The organism is Stappia sp., assembly GCF_965276915.1.
Lineage (GTDB): Bacteria > Pseudomonadota > Alphaproteobacteria > Rhizobiales > Stappiaceae > Stappia.
Genome location: NZ_OZ255709.1, coordinates 2,028,896 through 2,044,368, shown reverse-complemented (window position 1 = coordinate 2,044,368; position 15,473 = coordinate 2,028,896). Strand labels below are relative to the sequence as shown.

Below are 15,473 nucleotides of genomic sequence, written 5' to 3'. Positions count from 1 at the left end.
GTGGGCGTACCCGGGGGCAAGATGCCGAAGCCAACTGCAACAGACATGACCTGCACCATCCTGATCGCGGCGCTGATCGCGCCGATATCGGGAGAGCTGCGCGCGCAGGACGAGACAGGCACGCTCGCGGCGACGATCGATCTCACCGGAGCGACACGCCTCGACGCAATCCACGTGACAGCCCGCAAGTTCGAAGAGCCGATCGAGCGCGTTCCCTTTTCCATCGACGCGATACCGGCCTCCGATATTGAAGCCGCCGCCATCCGCAACACGTCGGACCTTGCCGGGTGGGTGCCAAACTTCAATTTCTCGGACAGCGGCCTCGGTTTTGCCAACACCGTCAACATTCGGGGCATCGGCTCGTCGTCGGCGCTCATCGCCCCGTCCGTGAACTACTATGTCGACGGGGTCCCGGTTCCCGCCCGCGTCTTCGACCGGCGGTTTCTTGACGTCAGCTCCATCCAGGTATTGCGCGGACCCCAGGGAACGCTCTTCGGCCTCAACTCCCAGGCGGGCGCCGTGGTCGTGTCGACACGGGAGGCGACGGCGGAATTCGGCGCCGGCGCCGGGATCGAGGTCGGCTCGCACGGCCGGCGCCAGTTGAGTGCCCATGTCAACGGAGCGATCTCGGACAGGGTCACCGCGCGCATTTCCGGCGCGTTTCACGGATATGACGGCGACATCCGGAACATCAGCTTCGACGGGCTGGGCAACGTGACCCGCGACGACCGCTCCGTTCGGGAGCAGTATTCCGGAACGGTGTCGGCAAAGATCCGCGCCGAGCTCTCCGACAGCACCGACGCCGTGCTCTCCCTGCGCCATTCCAGAAACGAGGAACGGCCGACGACCGGCGTATGGCTCGACGATCCGGGCTTCCCCCGCAATGCCTACAGCCCGGTGCCGGATTCCAGCGTCGAGACGAGCGGGGCCTCACTGGAAATCACCCATGACCTCGGCTTCGCCACGCTGACGTCGCTCACCGGCATCAGCCACTACGATCTCGGGCTCGAGGCCGACATTCTCGACGGCTTCATCGCCGGCGCCCAGACCGGACTTCCTCCGTCTGCCTTCGGCGCGCCCGGCCTGAATGTCCGCCGCATCGACGAGGTCAGCTCCCAGTTCAGCCAGGAGATCCGCCTGAACGGCCAGATCGGCGACGACGGGCAGTGGGTCGCCGGCGTCAGCGGCCTCCATTCCAGTTTCGAGAGCACGACCGACATCACAAGCCTTGCCATGGCGAACGGTGCCTATACCGGCACTGTCAGGAAAACCAACCTTGCCGCCTTCGGCGAGGTCACCATTCCGGCAACGGACAGGCTGCGGATCATCGGCGGTGCGCGCTACACGTTCGAACATCAGGATTTCGACGGCACCTATGCCGGCCGGCCGAGCGCGGTTCCCAACCTTGCAACGTATGCCGAGAGCAACGGCAGCACCTTCAACTTCGTCACGGGGCGGGCCGGCGTGAGTTTCGATCTCCTGCCGGACCTGACGCTCTACGGGACGATCGCCCGCGGGGAAAAGCCCGGCGGCTACCTGTTCTTCAACCAGTTCGCATCGATGGGCGTTCCGCTGAACGCGTTCGACAGTTCCAGCACCTGGTCCTATGAGGCGGGGTTGAAAGGCCGCCCGGTCGCCGACTGGCTGGACATGTCCGCGTCCGTGTTCTTCAACGACACCAGCGACGAGCAACTCTTCACCTTCAACCCCGTCGCGGGCCGCTTCGACGTCCAGAACGCCGACACCCGCTCCTATGGCCTGGAACTGAGCGTCGATGCCCGGCCGACCGAGACCTTGCGCCTCGGCGCCAACATCGGGCTGCTGAACGCCGAGATCACCGGCGGACGGAACGCGCTCCTGATCGGCAACGATGTCCCCTATGCACCCGGCTTCACCACGGCGCTCTTCGCCGAATACCGCGACGACCTGGATCTCGGCGAGCTTGCCGGCAGTGCCTACGGACGGGTCGAATACCAGCATGTGGGGTCGCGCCAGATCGACCCTGCCAACAGCCGCGAGCTCGACGCCTACAATCTCGTCAACCTCCGCGCCGGATGGGAAAGCCAGACCTTCGACGTTTATGGCTTTGTCGAGAACGCCTTCGACGAGGGCTACGTGACTTCCGCCTATCGTGCGGGCACCGATCCCGGCGGCAACGGCGTGTTCGCAGGCGTTCCGGGCACCGGACGGGCTTTCGGGCTTGGCGCCCGGGTCCGCTTCTGAGGCGCGGAAAAGATGGACACACCCTCCCCCGCCCTTCCTTCGCCCGGCCTCGCCGCAAGATCGGCCCTCTTCCTGGGGCTGGTCTTCAAGGCCTCGGGCATGAGCCTCGCCGTCATCCTGCTGCCGCCGCTCGGTCGCCGGATGGGGTTCTCCGATCTCGAGACAGGCATGGTCATGAGCATCTCGGCGCTTGCCGGCATCGTGATGGCCCCGGTATGGGGCATGCTGACGGAGAGGATCGGCCGCAAGCCGGTCCTGCTTCTCGGCCTGTTCGCACCCGCGGCATGCCTGGCCTTGACTGCGGTTCTCGTCGACCTCCGGTTCTCGATGAGCGTCACCGCGGGCGCAACGCTTGCCGCGGTGTTCGTCATACGGCTGTTCCAGACAGGCTTTTCGGGCAGCGTCATCCCGGCCGCGCAGGCTCACATGGCGGACACGACGCATCGCCGCCGCAGGGTCCAGGGGATGGGCTTTCTCGGCGCCGCCTTCGGGCTCGGCGCGATACTGGGCGGCATGGTCGCCTGGCGGATCGGCGGCGAGGCCCCCGCCCTGTCCTTCGCCCTTGTCGCAGCGCTCCTCCTGCTCGCCGCGACGGGGGCCTGGCTGTATCTGCCGGAAACGGCCCCGCCCCGCGACCGGCCCGCATCGACGACCGGGACCCGTGTCAACGTCAAGGGGTTGTGGCCGCATTTTCTGGTCACGCTGCTTGCGGTTGCCGCTTACGGGGTGATGCAGCAGGTCATGGCCATCAGGCTCCAGGACTACTACCAGGCCGGACCGGTCCAGTCGGTTTCACAAGCCGGGTCCATCCTGGCCGCGGCCGCCCTCTGCATGATCTTCGTTCAGGGTGTGGTCATCTGGCGGCTCAACTGGACGCCGAGGGCGTTCCTTGTGCGCGGCAGCCTGTTGGCGATGCTCGCACTCCTTGGCGTCTGGGCCGCCCCCGGGCATGTCTCCATCCTGATCTCGATGATGGTCTTCGGCGCCGGCCTCGGCCTCCTGTTTCCCGGCAATCTCGGGGCGATCAGCCTGCAAACCCGTGCCGACGGTCAGGGCAGGGCCGCCGGCATCAATGCCGTCTTCCAGGGGTTCGGGATGGCCTGCGGGCCGATCCTCGGCGCGCTGTTGAACGCGCTCTCCTTCGGCGCCGCCCCGGCGTTCTGCGTCGCAGCCTTCCTGGCAGCGGCCGTGCTTGGCGCATGCCGGCAAGTGCCCGCGGAACCCGGGACCGGCCCCGCCGCGAACGACAAACCCAGCCTGGAGCCGCAACAATGAGCAAGCCCCTGTTCTCGGGAACCCATGCCGACACCTACGACACCCGGATCGAGCGCCTGGTTCCCGGCTATCGCCTGGCCCACGAGCTGACGCTGGCAAAACTGGAAACGCTGGTGCCGAACGAGGCCACCATCCTGATCGCCGGAGCCGGAACCGGGACCGAGATAGAACTCTATGCCGCGCACCGCCCCATGTGGCGGTTCGTCGCCGTCGAGCCCTCGCACGACATGGTCGCCATCCTGGTTGCCAAGGCGGAGGTCGGCGGGTTTGCCGACAGACTGGAAATCGTGCGCGGAACGGTCGATGCCCTGAACGCCCGGCATGCGGCCGATGCCTGCGTTGCCCATCTGGTCACGCATTTTCTCGCCGGGGACGAAGCCAAGCAGGCCTTCTTCCAGGCCATCGCCGCCCGGCTCGCGCCCGGTGCCAGCCTCCTGCACCTCGACTACGTGCCCCCGGCGGCCTCGCTCGATCCCGCCTACCGGACCTGGGCCGGACAGATCGGCCAGCCCGAAAGCGATGTGGACATGATGGAAGGCCGTATTCTCAAGAGCTGGGATGCGGCGAACCGGGACCGGCTTGCGGGCCTTTTGCGCTCGGCCGGCTTTGACGATACAAGATCGTTCTTCCAGGCTCTCGACTATCGCTGTTTTTCAAGTCGCCTGCGACACTGACAGTTCAAGACAACCGCGCAGGCCTTCCCTGTCGTTGCACCCGCGACCTTCTGCGCGGCGCGTCCCGAGCGGAAGGTGCCCCGGCCATATGCCCGCTTCATGGAGAGGTCTGTGTCAGAAGATCCGGTACGTGAGAAGATCCTGAAAGCCGCGCTGGACCTGATGCAGGCCTACGGCGTGAAGAAATTCACCCAGCCGCAGGTCGCCAGGGCGGCCGGCATCCGCCAGTCGCACCTCACCTATTACTTTCCCAGAAAGATCGACCTGATCATGGGGCTCCTGCAAGGTCATGGCCGCCCGGCAGAATCCACGGCAACCGATGCGGCCGGCCCCGGACATGCCGCCGCCATCCGCAAGGGCCTCGACGTGCTGACGTCCGACCCCGGGCGGATGCGCTTCTTCCTGAGCCTGATCCTGGAGGCGCAACTCGAGCCCGAGTTGCGGTCGCTTGTCGACGACCATATGACCCGCTTCGATGCGCGGGTCGCGAACTACTACGGCCGAAAGGCTGGCGACCCGGACGTCCTGATGTTCCTGTCCGCCTTGCGCGGGCTGGGCATGCGCCGGCTTGTGGGCGATGGCGACGACGGTATCGACATTGCCGCATTGGAGGCACGGTTCCAGCTGGCGCCAGCCGGCGGAACAGGCGACGCCTAGGGCGATCCTCACCCGCGCGGGGACGAACACAGCCGCCATTTTCCGGTCGCGCCCGGCAAGGGCTCAATTCAGGGCCAGGCGCTCACAATCATGCGCGATGGCCAACCGGATCTACGGTCCTCAGTAGCGCACCGTGAAATGGGCCTGGATCTCCAAGTCGCCGGACCGCGTGGCCCCGGCATTGGTGAGCGCGTATCCGGCGCTGACCCCGGCGGAAACCGACTTCCCGATATCGTAGTCCGCGCCGAGGCCAATGCCGGCGAGCGTCGAAGACCTGCCGCTTGCCGCATCGACGCCGTATCCGACATCGGCGAAGAGATACGACGACAGGCTGTCGGTCAGACCGGTGAACCGGCCCAGGGGCGCAACAGCCGGCAGGCGCAGCTCGTTTCGCCAGTAGAAGCCCCGATCGACGCTGACGTCATCGTATCCGTAACCGCGTACGGCATAGCGACCGCCGAGCGAAATGCGCTCCGTGTCGGGCAGCGGCTGACCCGACAGAACGCCGGTGACGGCGCTGACCCAGTTGAATGCAGACGGCAACGGCGTGACCCGGCTGACATCGACCGCGGCATAGGCATAGCTCACGTCGTCAACACGCCCGTTGGAAAAGAGCGACCAGGCCTTTGCGTCGTTGCTGGCGAGCACGCCGCCGGGATTGCCCTTCACGCGCAGATCGATCGCCGTGCGTCCGAAACTGTCGTCGAAGGTGCGGGTCCAGCCGAGGACGACCTGGAAAAGATCCGCACCGCCATCTGCCACCGGATTGCCGGCGAAAAAGGTCGTGCGCTCCAATCGCTTGAACTCCACCCCGCCATAGACCTCGCCCCAATAGTGGCCAGGCAACAGGTTGGAGACGGCGGAACGATAGATGACCGGCAGTTCGAAGGTCCGGTTCTCGAAAGCAATGAACGGGTTCGTATCCTGCCGGCTGGCCACGAAGGCCGGAGCGATTTCCAGTTCCTGCCGGGCGAAGGTGGGAATGGTGATGCGGGCGGAATGACTGAGATAGTCCGGGTAGTCGCCGTCTTGCGGTGCGAGGCGACCCGGGTCGGCGAAGAGCGTGTCGCTGCCGGTGAGCTGGTAGGACACCACCGTGCCACCGAGCGCGGCAATATAGGCGTTGGCTCCGGCGAAGTAGCGGCTGCGTCCCGAAGCCCTGGAACCGGAATTGGACCAGCCGGCGAAGGCCTGCCACGGCCGCTCCATGCGCACCGTCAGGTCAAGGTTGCTGAGCGCCGCCTCCTCGCCAGGCTTGAAGGCGCCCTCCGCGCGGCGGTAGGGCGTGCGATTGAGCCAGGAGAGATCCTCGTCCAGTTGCGCCGCGTCGATTCGTTCGCCCGGCTTCGCCCGCAGCCGGTCGCGGAGGCCGCCTTCAGCGGGATCGCCGTTGACCGCCACCGTGCCCAGGCGGAATTCGATCACGCGTACCTGCAGCACGCCGGAGGTGATCTCCTGCGGCGGCAGCGTCACCGAGACAAATGGAAAACCGGCGGCACGGTACCGGCGCGCAATGGCCGCCTGAATGTCGCGCGCGAGCGCCAGTGACAAGGGCTGGCCAAGGAACGGGGCCAGGGCACCACGCATGACGACGGGGTCGATCGAGGCCGCAAGCCCGCTGATGCCCGCCTCGGGTCGCTCAACCACGACCCCGGTCTCTCCGACAATGCGGATACCGGCGAGATCGACTCCAAGTGGTGTATCGGTCGCCATGCCGAAATCCTGGGCGTCGACCGAGACCGACGTGGCCGGCATCTCGGGCTGACGGGGAGGATGGCGTTCGATCGCGGACTGGGCCTCGGCAGGGTTCGCGCCGAACACCGCGATCGCAAACACGAGGGCCGTCGCCCTCGACAAGCCTGCCAGGCTGCCGAGGAGGCAGCACCTTACGCAATACATAATGTTCACCATCGTTTTCCGGGCTCGTTTCACTGCGCGCTCGCACTGAGCCACGTGCCGTAAAGCCGATTGCAGGGATAGACGACGCGGGCTTCCGAGGAGCCGACAACGCCGACTTCGCACAAGCCGAACTCGGGCCCTCCAATGCCGTCAGGTCTGACGAACAGCGGTGCATCGCTCTCGAAGATTTGCGGGGACGTCGGGTGTCCCGGAGACGTTGGGGCCGTATTGACGGTCAGCGAGCCGGGCACAAACGTCAGCGCGTAGTTCGCGGATGCACCGAGCGTCCCCTGCTCGATGGCATAGACGCCGGCGGGCGAGCCGATATCCGCAGCCGTCGCGAGCGCACCGTTAAGGGCATCACCATTGACCAGGTTGCCGCCGGTGATCATCCACGTCAGAGCGGGATTGGGATCCCCCTCCGTCCGTTGAATGTCGGCGGCCCTCACGGTGATGGCACGGGCGTCAACCGTCAGGTTGGCACCGGTATAGTCGATGGCGTAGTTGCCTCCCGCCGACAGTGTGCCCTGCCCGATGGCATAGCTGCCGACACCCGTGGTCTCGTCGGCGGCCGTGCTCAGGGCACCGCTGAAGACCGACCCGTCGTCGCCGGCCACGAGGCCGCTATAGCCAAACGTGAAGGTCGGGTTGGTGTCGCCATACGCCCTGCTCACCGCATCCGCCGTCACCGTGATGGTGCGCGGATCGATCGTCAGGTTGGCACCGGTATAGTCGATGGCGTAGTTGCCTCCCGCCGACAATGTGCCCTGCCCGATGGCGTAACTGCCAACGCCGGTCGTCTCGTCTGCAGCCGTGCTCAAGGCACCGCTGAAGACCGACCCGTCGTCGCCGGCCACGAGGCCGCTATAGCCAAACGTGAAGGTCGGGTTGGTGTCGCCATACGCCCTGCTCACCGCATCCGCCGTCACCGTGATGGTGCGCGGATCGATCGTCAGCGTGCCGGTATTGACCGCGATGTCATAGCCGAACTGGCCGGAGTAGAGGCCGTTGGCGATCGTATAGGTGCCGGCGTCGCTGGACGTCAGATCGCTGCCGAGCGTCCCATCAAATACGGCACCCGGATCCGACGCGGTGTAGGTGAAGCCGGTATAGGCGGTACCGTCATAGGTCTTCGACTTGTCGTCGACCGTGACGGTGACGCCGGTCATGAAGGCGCGAAGCAGTGGCGACGTATGGCCCTCGTAGATGCGCCAGACAGCACCGGTGCCACCCTCGCCATCGATGTCCCAGCCGGCGCCCGTGAAGGTTGCCAGGGTCTGCATCCCCGCGGTGGTGAGGCCGGAAACGCCGGGAAGCGTCGCAACGAAGTTGAAACCCGCCGGATCACTCTCGCCGGACGTTTCCGTATTCCAGAAATTGTTCTGGAATGTGTTCTCGGCTCCGAAGCCGACCAGGCCGACGAAGCCGCCGGCCGTGCCGTCGGTCGCGACGACCGTGCCGCTGGAATAGGAGTTGGCAATCGGGCCGTCGAAATTTTGGATGCCCACAAGACCGCCTGCATAGGTGTAGGCGGATACATTGCCGGTCGCATAGGAATTCTCGACCGTACCGTAGTTGCTGCCCGCGAGCCCGCCGGCGGCGTTGCCGAGTGTCGAGACGTCACCGGTCGCGAACGACCGGCTGATCGTTCCGAATGAGACGCCGACCAGTCCGCCCGCATCGAAGTTGGCGTTGAGCGCTCCGCCCGTCGTCACCGTGCCGGTCGCGTAGGAAAGGTCGATGGTTCCGGACGAATCCCCGACCAGACCGCCGATGGACGAAACGGCGCCCGTCCCGGTCACCGCGCCGGTCGCGGAAGACCCGCTGATGGCACCGTTGTTTGACCCGACGAGACCGCCGATTGAACCACCTCCGGTCGTGCTGTTGACAGTTGCCGAGCTGTGGACGTTGGTCACTGTCGAACCGGATGAACCGACGACAGCTCCGACCTGGCCGAACCCTGTGATCGAACCTCCGGCAAGCGTGAGGTTGGAAATCGTCGAGCCGTTGCTTGTCGCGCCGAACAGCCCGACCAGAGAGGCGGTTGCCCGGTCGATGTATAGCCCGGTGATCGTATGAGCCTGACCGTCGAACGACCCCGTGAAGCCGGCGAAAGCATTGATGAAGTCGACCCCATCCGTGCCGATGGCGAGGAAGCCTGCGCCGCCGTTCCAGGCCGTGGTGCCCGACGCGTCGATGTCGTTTTCCAGGACGAAGTCATTGTTGAGCAAAGTTTCTGACGCCATGCCTTGCAGGCCGTAGAGGTCCGCGATCCTGTAGGGCGTCCCCGGCGAACCGTCGCCGCCCAGCGCGCGCAGGAACGTCGCGTCGACCGGGTCGAGACGGAAGTCGCTGGCCGCGAAAGCAGGCAGTGCCGCACCAAGCTGCCGCCAGTCGCCGGCGACAAGGTCGAAGATGCCGATATCGACGGTGCCGTTCGTGCCGGTGGCGACCGATCCGCTGCCACTGATCGTCAGCGAGCCGTTTGCGGCGGTGATGCCCGCGTCAAGCTGGATGTCGCCGCCATTGATGGTTCCGAGTGTAAGCGCGGAAGTGTCAGACCACGCGAACGCGGCTGCAAGCGTCAGGTCCCCGTCCGCCGTCAGGGCGCGATTACCACTGACGCTGTAGGTCCCGCTCCCGCCAAGCGACAGCAGGCCGCCGGAGGTCAGGTTTCCGTTGAGGGCGTAGGCCTGATCCGCCTGCAGGTAGAGCCCGTAGCCGTCATAGGTGACCTTCGTCGACAGCGGATTGAAGAAGTTGATATCCGTATCCGAGTAGGCCCCGAGGGTCGTGTTGAGGTTGACCAGCGTGCTGCCGAGCGTGCTGCCCCCGGCCACGAGATTGAGCGCCGAGCCGTAGATATCGAGGCCGGATACGCCGGTCGCGGTGACGGCGTCGCCGAAAGCCGCGCCCTGCGTGCTCTCGCCATCGAGATAAGCGAGCGCGCCGGCCGCGCCGATCGAGCCCGACGGCAGGAGGATGTAGTAGTAGCCGTTGGCGCCCGTGCCCGCACTGCCGACAAGCGCGCCGCCGGAGATCGCACTGACATCGGCCCCTGCAAGCGCCGTTGTGCCCGCGTCGCTGTAGGCATTGCCGGAAACGGCGACCGGCGTGGTGTCGAACTGCCACCTCAGATAGGGGTACAAGCCTGCGCCAATGCCCCAGACATCGGGATCGAAACCGGCAGGCAGCGTCCCCTGGAGTTCCTCGGTCGTTGCCGCCGTGCCTCCGGTATCCGTCGGTGTGCCGGTCGTTTCGGCATCCCAGTAGCTGTTGGTGACGTTGCTCGGATTGACGCCCACGAGCCCGCCGATATCGTTCGCCCCGGTGAGATAACCGGTGGCGTAGGAGCTGGTGATCGAGCCGCCCGACTGGCCGCCGACGAGCGCGCCGATGTTCTGCGCCGCCTGGCCGCCGCTGGCAACGCCGGTGACGGAACCCATCGCATAGGCGTTGGAAATGGCGCCGCTACTGACGCCGACAAGGCCGCCGAGGTTCTCGTTGCCGCGCACGGCCGCTGTCGAGAAGACATTGTCGAGCACGCTCGTCGACGAGATCTGCCCGACCAGCCCGCCGGCGTTGCCCGCCATGTTCAAGGCTGTGACCAAGCCCGACGAATGGGAATGTGTGATGCTGCCACCATACAAGGATCCGACCAGCATGCCGGTATAGCCGCTCAACGCCGTGACGCTGCCGCTGGCGTGGACATTGGTGAAGGTGGTGCCCCCACGGGCGAAGCCGGCAAGGGCGCCGACATAGGCACCGCCAGTCACGGTCGCATTGACCAGTCCGATATCCCGCACGGTCGCGCCGTTCGCCGAACCAAGGAGGCCCTTGTACGTGCCGCCACCACCATTGATGGTGAGGTTCGAAATTTCGTTGCCAAGACCGGCCAGCGTGCCGGTGAACGGATTTACTCCCGTTCCGACAGGCACGAAACCGACGAAGGCCGAGGCGTCGATCGCTTGCGCGAGCGCGTAGTGGCCGGCCATGTCGAGGTTCATGTTCTGAAGCTGGCTGGCACTGTGGATCAGCGTATAGGCCGTGCCGTTGAGGCTCAGCGCGGCGGACGCGCCCGACAGTGTCACCGAGGCATTGTCGAAGCTGTAGCTGCCGCCGTAGATCATCGCCAGGCCGGCATTCGCGCCCGACCCCGCGATGTCGGCGTTGATCTCGATATTGCGGACGGCATCAAGCGTCAGCGTCGTGTCGGAGCTCCACGAAATGCCATCGTTGATGAAGATGTCGCCGTTGGTGCCGCTGAGGCCCGTATCGCTGTCCAGCGTGACATTGCCCAAGGCCAGATTGGCGGAAACCGTCGCCCCCGTCATATCGCCGCCGGAGGCCGCGATCGTGAGATCCGCCGGGTCGATCAGCCAGGTGCCGGCCCTGCCCTCTTGCGCGAGCGTCGACACGCGCGCGGTATCCGCAACCGAGATGGTCTTGCCGGACGTCTCGACGAAGCCGCCTTCGCCGCCACGGCCGCCGTTCGCCTCGATGCGTCCGGAAAACGTCATCGACTGCGCGGCGAGTGCCATGACGGTGCCGCCGTTCGTGCCCGCGCCCTCGGCGGATGCGTCGATCGTGCCTGAGATGTCGACATCGCCGGCGGTAATCGTGATGTTTCCGCCCTCGCGCGCCGGGTTTGCGCCGGGAACCGGCGGCGGCGCGCTTGCCACCGAGCGTCTGGCCTGAAGGCGCCCCGTGACCTTCACCTGACCGGTCTCCCCGGCGGTCAGGAAGATGCGGCCGCCGGTGTGGCTGACGCCCGATGCCTTGATCACGCTGTCGGTATTGCCGGCAAGGGCATAGACGTTGCCGCCGTTGGCGCGGATCTCGGCGTTGGCGGCTTCAATGGTGCCGGAATTGACCGCCTCGGTGTCACCTCCGCCGATCTTCACCGACAGCAAACCGTCCGCGTCAGTGGCGTCCTTCATCAGGATTTCGTAACCGGCGGCAAGGCCGGCCGTGCCGTTCGGCGCCGCCACCGTGCCGGTGTTGATGACAGAGCGTGCGATCAGCGCCACATCGCCCTGCGCGGAGGAGATCGTGCCCGCGTTCAACACGCCGGCCCGGCTCGTGCCCTTGAAGGTGAGGCCGCCGCCGTCGAGGAAGTCGGCGTCGGTCACGTCATGCGTGGAGGCAGCGAAGGAGCCGCCCGTGGCGACCATGCCGCCGGTGCCGACGACGACACCGGCCGGATTGACCAGATAGAGGCTGCCGGTTGCCGTCAGCGCGCCGTCGATGCGGCTCTGGATGTTTCCGGTCACGCGGTTGAGCGTGGCGCCAGAGCCATTGTCGAAATGGACGCTGCTGCCCTGGCCGATGGAAAACCCGTTCCAGCTGATGATGCCGGCGGCGGAAGACTGGGTGACGTTCAGCGACGAGCCGGACTGCGTGATCGTGCCCGAGCCGCTGGTGAACTGGCCGCCGCTCGGAAGAACCTCCTGCGCCGACAGGGGCAGCGGAACAAGCGCGCTCGTGACCAGCAGGGCCGCAAGGGCACCGCGCGAGCCCCCGCCGGTCGCCCGGCCCTTGGCCGATACGAAGGAGGCGGATCCACGACCCGACTTGCGGTGACCCGTCGTGCGAGACGGTGCGTGGCGCACACCCATCGACATTCTCCCTGCATGCTTGTGCCGCTGAGGACGGCAGCGGACGTGTAGGGCTAAATACCGATGGGGAAGTTTGCGATACCACCTACCAATTCCGATCAATTCTGACCAAATCTGACAAGCTGCCAGAAATCGCCCGGAATCCTTCGCGTATCTCGGCCGGATCGCCGGGAGTGGGCCGGTTGATGACTTGCGCCGGTGCCGCAGGCGAGGCATGAGGAGGGATGCTCGACCTCAATACCCTCATATTGCTGGAGTTCTGCAACACTTCCCTGCAGACCGTCGTATGGCTTCTGGTCTGGCTCACCTGGCGCCGTCTCTACGAGCTCAAGTTCATCGTGGCCGGCTTCGCGATGATCTCGCTCGGGTTGTTGTTGTTGATACTGCGAGGGCCCGAACCCTCCGACCTGCGGATCGTCCTCGACAACGCGGTGATCAAGCTCGGTCTCGTGCTGCTGGCGGACGGACTGGCGCGCTTCCTCGGCCAGCCGCGCATTCTGGGACTTGGCCTCGCCCTGGTCGGGTTCCAGGTGATCTCGTGGAGCGTGGCGGTTTACGTGGTCCCGGAGAGCCTGGCCACGCGCATCCATCTCTCGACCCTGGTGACCGTGGCGATCATGACGATGATGTGCCGCACCCTCGTCACCGACAGGACCCAGCCGCGCGCGCTGCGATGGATCACCATCGCCCTGCTTGTCGAGTATATGGGCGCGAGCATCTTCCAGAGTGCGCTCGCGGAGCTTTATCCGGCGAGCGTGGAGAGTGCCAAGGTCCTGTCCGACGTCAACTCTTGGTACATCTTTCAAGGCGCGCTCTTCCTGCTCGCATTCTTTGCCTGCCTGCTGTTCATGGTCAGCGCGCGGCTGTCGGCCGATCTGCGTGACCGCAACACCGCCCTTGCCCGCGAAGTCGCGGTTCGCCAGCGGCTGGAAGGGGAACTGTCAGACAGCCTCGCCACGGAGAAGGCATTGCGACTGGAGCAACACCATCTCATGCGCATGGTTGGCCACGAGTTCCGCACGCCGCTCTCCATCATCCGCTATGCGACCGAGATGCTCGGCATGCTGCTCGACAAACCGACAGACGCGGTCGCCAAGAGGCTGGCCGGCATCGACGAGGCGTCCGGGCGGATGACCGTGCTGATTGACCGCTTCCTCACCGCAGAACGGCAGGAAGACGGGGTAACGGAGGTGACGCGGATCGACTTCGAAGCCCTGCTGGACGAGGTGCTGCGCCACTTCGATCACGCCGGCCGCAGCGACCGTCTCGTCTTCTCCGTCGCAAGGCCGCTTCCCAACTACTGGGGCGACACCGACATGCTGTTGAGCGTGCTGATCAATCTCGTCGACAACGCTCTCAAGTACTCGCCGGAGGGCCAGGACGTGGAAGCCACGATCGAAGCCGAGCCCGAGGCCTTGCGGATCTCGGTCGCCGATCGCGGCATCGGCGTACCCGTCGCGGAACTCGCCCAGGTCGGCCAGCGCTTCTTCCGGGCCTCCAACACACAGGCGGCGACAGGCACGGGCCTTGGCATCTACACCTGCCGGCGGCTTCTGGGCTACCATCGCGGCACGCTGCAAATCGGCCCGCGTACACCATGCGGGACGATTGCGACCGTACGCCTGCCTTTGCCCGGCATAAGCGAGACCGCAAGAGGCACGATCGAGGAGTTGGCGTGACCCGTATCCTCATCGTCGAGGACGAAGCGATGCTGCGCGGCGACCTCATCGATTTCATGACGCTGAGCGGCTACGAGGCGACCGGCGTCGCCTCCGCCGCGGCCTTGCGCAAGGAGCTGGCAGAGAGAGCCGCACCGCAGGTCGTCATCCTCGACATCGGATTGCCCGATGCCAGCGGCTTCGACCTCGCCCGCGAAATCCGCGCCAGGATCGATTGCGGCATCATCATGCTGACTGCCCATGGCGATGCGGAAAGCCGGATCCGCGGCTTCGAGAGCGGCGCCGACGTCTATCTGGTCAAGCATGCTCCCTTGCGCGAAATCGCGGCGGCGGTGCAAAACCTGCTGCGCCGCATCGGTCTCCTGGAGCCGGACGGCGGGACCGCTCCGGAGCGTTGGCTGCTCGATCTGCGCCGCTGGCATCTCGTGGCGCCGGACGGCAGCGCCATCAAGCTGACCGCCACCGAGTTCACCTTTCTCCAGGCCCTGATCCAGAAAGAGAACGGCGACACGTGTTCGCGCGATGAACTGACCCGGTTGCTGGCGCGTCGCCAGACCCAGTTCGACAACCGACATCTCGACGCGGTGGTCAGCCGGCTCAGGCGCAAGATCGCCAGCCAGACCTCGACGGAATCGCCGATCAAGTCCGTCTACGGCATCGGCTACGCATTCACCGCTGCGGGGCGCATCGAGACCTAGGCCCGGGACCGGCCGCAACGTTCATCCGCGAACGGAGGGCCGTGTGGAACACGGACGCGAAGGTAGCGGGTGCTGATTTTGGGATAGCGGGTCGGCAGGCAGCAGGAGTTTCAATCAGCCTTGCGCGCAGGCCGGCTGGCCTGAAATCCGTCCAAGGCAATTTGCTCCAGGGAAAGCAATCGCCTGAAATGGTGCTGCCGCGGGGATTTGAACCCCGGACCTCTCCCTTACCAAGGGAGTGCTCTACCCCTGAGCTACGGCAGCGATGAGCGCGGGTTTATGCGCAAATTCAGGCATGGTCAAGGGGTCTTCACGGCATTTGCCGCCGCAATCCACGCGACAATCGCAACCCATGACAAAACCTGCGCCCTTGTCATCGCCGCAGCTTTTCCGGCATATCTGCACAAGCGGCCGGAACGCCTGCGGCGCGCTTGGACGATCAACTGCAAAGACCTTGGATACGCGCATGCCGGATCGCCCGCAAAAGCCCGACAACAATCCCTCCGGCAGCCGGGGCCAGGACGGACAGGCCACCGCGCGTGAGGCGCGGCTGGCGGCCGCGTTGCGCGCCAACCTCCGCCGCCGCAAGGCGGCAGGCCGGCAGGCAGGCGCGGACGACAGCCCCGGGAACACCGCTGCGCCGGAGACCCCGGCCTCCCCGCAAGAGGGTGGCAGCGACGACAGCTGATGCGGCCCGAGGCACCGGTCGCGGGTCAGCGCCCGCCGGACCGCCCTCTTCTCTCGGCACCA

The 15,473-nt window shown here is 65.9% G+C and carries 9 protein-coding genes and 1 tRNA gene; 7 read left to right on the top strand and 3 right to left on the bottom strand.

Annotated features, from left to right (window positions below):
• Positions 1–21 precede the first annotated feature (21 nt).
• The 4 genes from ACQY46_RS09550 to ACQY46_RS09535 all read left to right on the top strand — a co-directional run bounded on the left by ACQY46_RS09550 (position 22) and on the right by ACQY46_RS09535 (position 4,829).
• A complete protein-coding gene (locus tag ACQY46_RS09550; protein ID WP_428700007.1) occupies positions 22–2,223 on the top strand; it encodes a TonB-dependent receptor in 2,202 nt (733 codons plus the stop codon).
• Between the two features lie 12 nt (positions 2,224–2,235).
• Positions 2,236–3,498, top strand: coding sequence for an MFS transporter (locus ACQY46_RS09545; protein WP_428700006.1), 1,263 nt, complete (start codon positions 2,236–2,238; stop codon positions 3,496–3,498).
• The gene (locus ACQY46_RS09540) at positions 3,495–4,172 is read left to right on the top strand and encodes a class I SAM-dependent methyltransferase (protein WP_428700005.1); all 678 of its coding nucleotides are present in this window, start codon (positions 3,495–3,497) and stop codon (positions 4,170–4,172) included. The genes ACQY46_RS09545 and ACQY46_RS09540 overlap by 4 nt, the downstream gene beginning before the upstream one ends.
• A gap of 111 nt (positions 4,173–4,283) precedes the next feature.
• Positions 4,284–4,829 (top strand): TetR/AcrR family transcriptional regulator, encoded by a 546-nt coding sequence (locus ACQY46_RS09535; RefSeq protein ID WP_428700004.1) that lies wholly within the window; start codon positions 4,284–4,286, stop codon positions 4,827–4,829.
• 120 nt (positions 4,830–4,949) lie between these two features.
• Here the strand turns inward: ACQY46_RS09535 and ACQY46_RS09530 are convergent, their stop codons facing one another.
• Positions 4,950–6,665, bottom strand: coding sequence for a ShlB/FhaC/HecB family hemolysin secretion/activation protein (locus tag ACQY46_RS09530; protein WP_428700003.1), 1,716 nt, complete (start codon positions 6,663–6,665; stop codon positions 4,950–4,952).
• Between the two features lie 92 nt (positions 6,666–6,757).
• Positions 6,758–12,346, bottom strand: coding sequence for an MBG domain-containing protein (locus ACQY46_RS09525; protein WP_428700002.1), 5,589 nt, complete (start codon positions 12,344–12,346; stop codon positions 6,758–6,760).
• Positions 12,347–12,570: 224 nt separating this feature from the next.
• Between ACQY46_RS09525 and ACQY46_RS09520 the strand changes: the two genes are divergently transcribed.
• Complete coding sequence (locus ACQY46_RS09520; protein ID WP_428700001.1) at positions 12,571–14,025, top strand: sensor histidine kinase; 1,455 nt, start codon at positions 12,571–12,573, stop codon at positions 14,023–14,025.
• Positions 14,022–14,723 carry a response regulator transcription factor gene (locus tag ACQY46_RS09515; protein WP_428700000.1) on the top strand — a complete coding sequence of 234 codons (702 nt, stop codon included), beginning with the start codon at positions 14,022–14,024 and terminating at the stop codon, positions 14,721–14,723. The genes ACQY46_RS09520 and ACQY46_RS09515 overlap by 4 nt, the downstream gene beginning before the upstream one ends.
• Before the next feature lie 189 nt (positions 14,724–14,912).
• On the opposite strand, the gene ACQY46_RS09510 is transcribed toward ACQY46_RS09515, so the two are convergent.
• A tRNA-Thr gene (locus tag ACQY46_RS09510) sits at positions 14,913–14,987 on the bottom strand.
• Between the two features lie 202 nt (positions 14,988–15,189).
• On the opposite strand from ACQY46_RS09510, the gene ACQY46_RS09505 reads away from it, so the two are divergent.
• On the top strand, positions 15,190–15,411 hold the full coding sequence (locus ACQY46_RS09505; RefSeq protein ID WP_428699999.1) for a hypothetical protein: 222 nt from the start codon (positions 15,190–15,192) through the stop codon (positions 15,409–15,411).
• The last annotated feature ends 62 nt before the right edge of the window (positions 15,412–15,473 follow it).

What these genes read in the sequence shown, in the direction of transcription:
- ACQY46_RS09550 (WP_428700007.1), top strand. Translation starts at nt 22, where the DNA reads ATGCCGAAGCCAACTGCAACAGACATGACCTGCACCATCCTGATCGCG.
- ACQY46_RS09540 (WP_428700005.1), top strand. Translation starts at nt 3,495, where the DNA reads ATGAGCAAGCCCCTGTTCTCGGGAACCCATGCCGACACCTACGACACC.
- ACQY46_RS09525 (WP_428700002.1), bottom strand. Translation starts at nt 12,346, where the DNA reads ATGGGTGTGCGCCACGCACCGTCTCGCACGACGGGTCACCGCAAGTCG.
- ACQY46_RS09520 (WP_428700001.1), top strand. Translation starts at nt 12,571, where the DNA reads ATGCTCGACCTCAATACCCTCATATTGCTGGAGTTCTGCAACACTTCC.
- ACQY46_RS09505 (WP_428699999.1), top strand. Translation starts at nt 15,190, where the DNA reads ATGCCGGATCGCCCGCAAAAGCCCGACAACAATCCCTCCGGCAGCCGG.
- ACQY46_RS09545 (WP_428700006.1), top strand. Translation starts at nt 2,236, where the DNA reads ATGGACACACCCTCCCCCGCCCTTCCTTCGCCCGGCCTCGCCGCAAGA.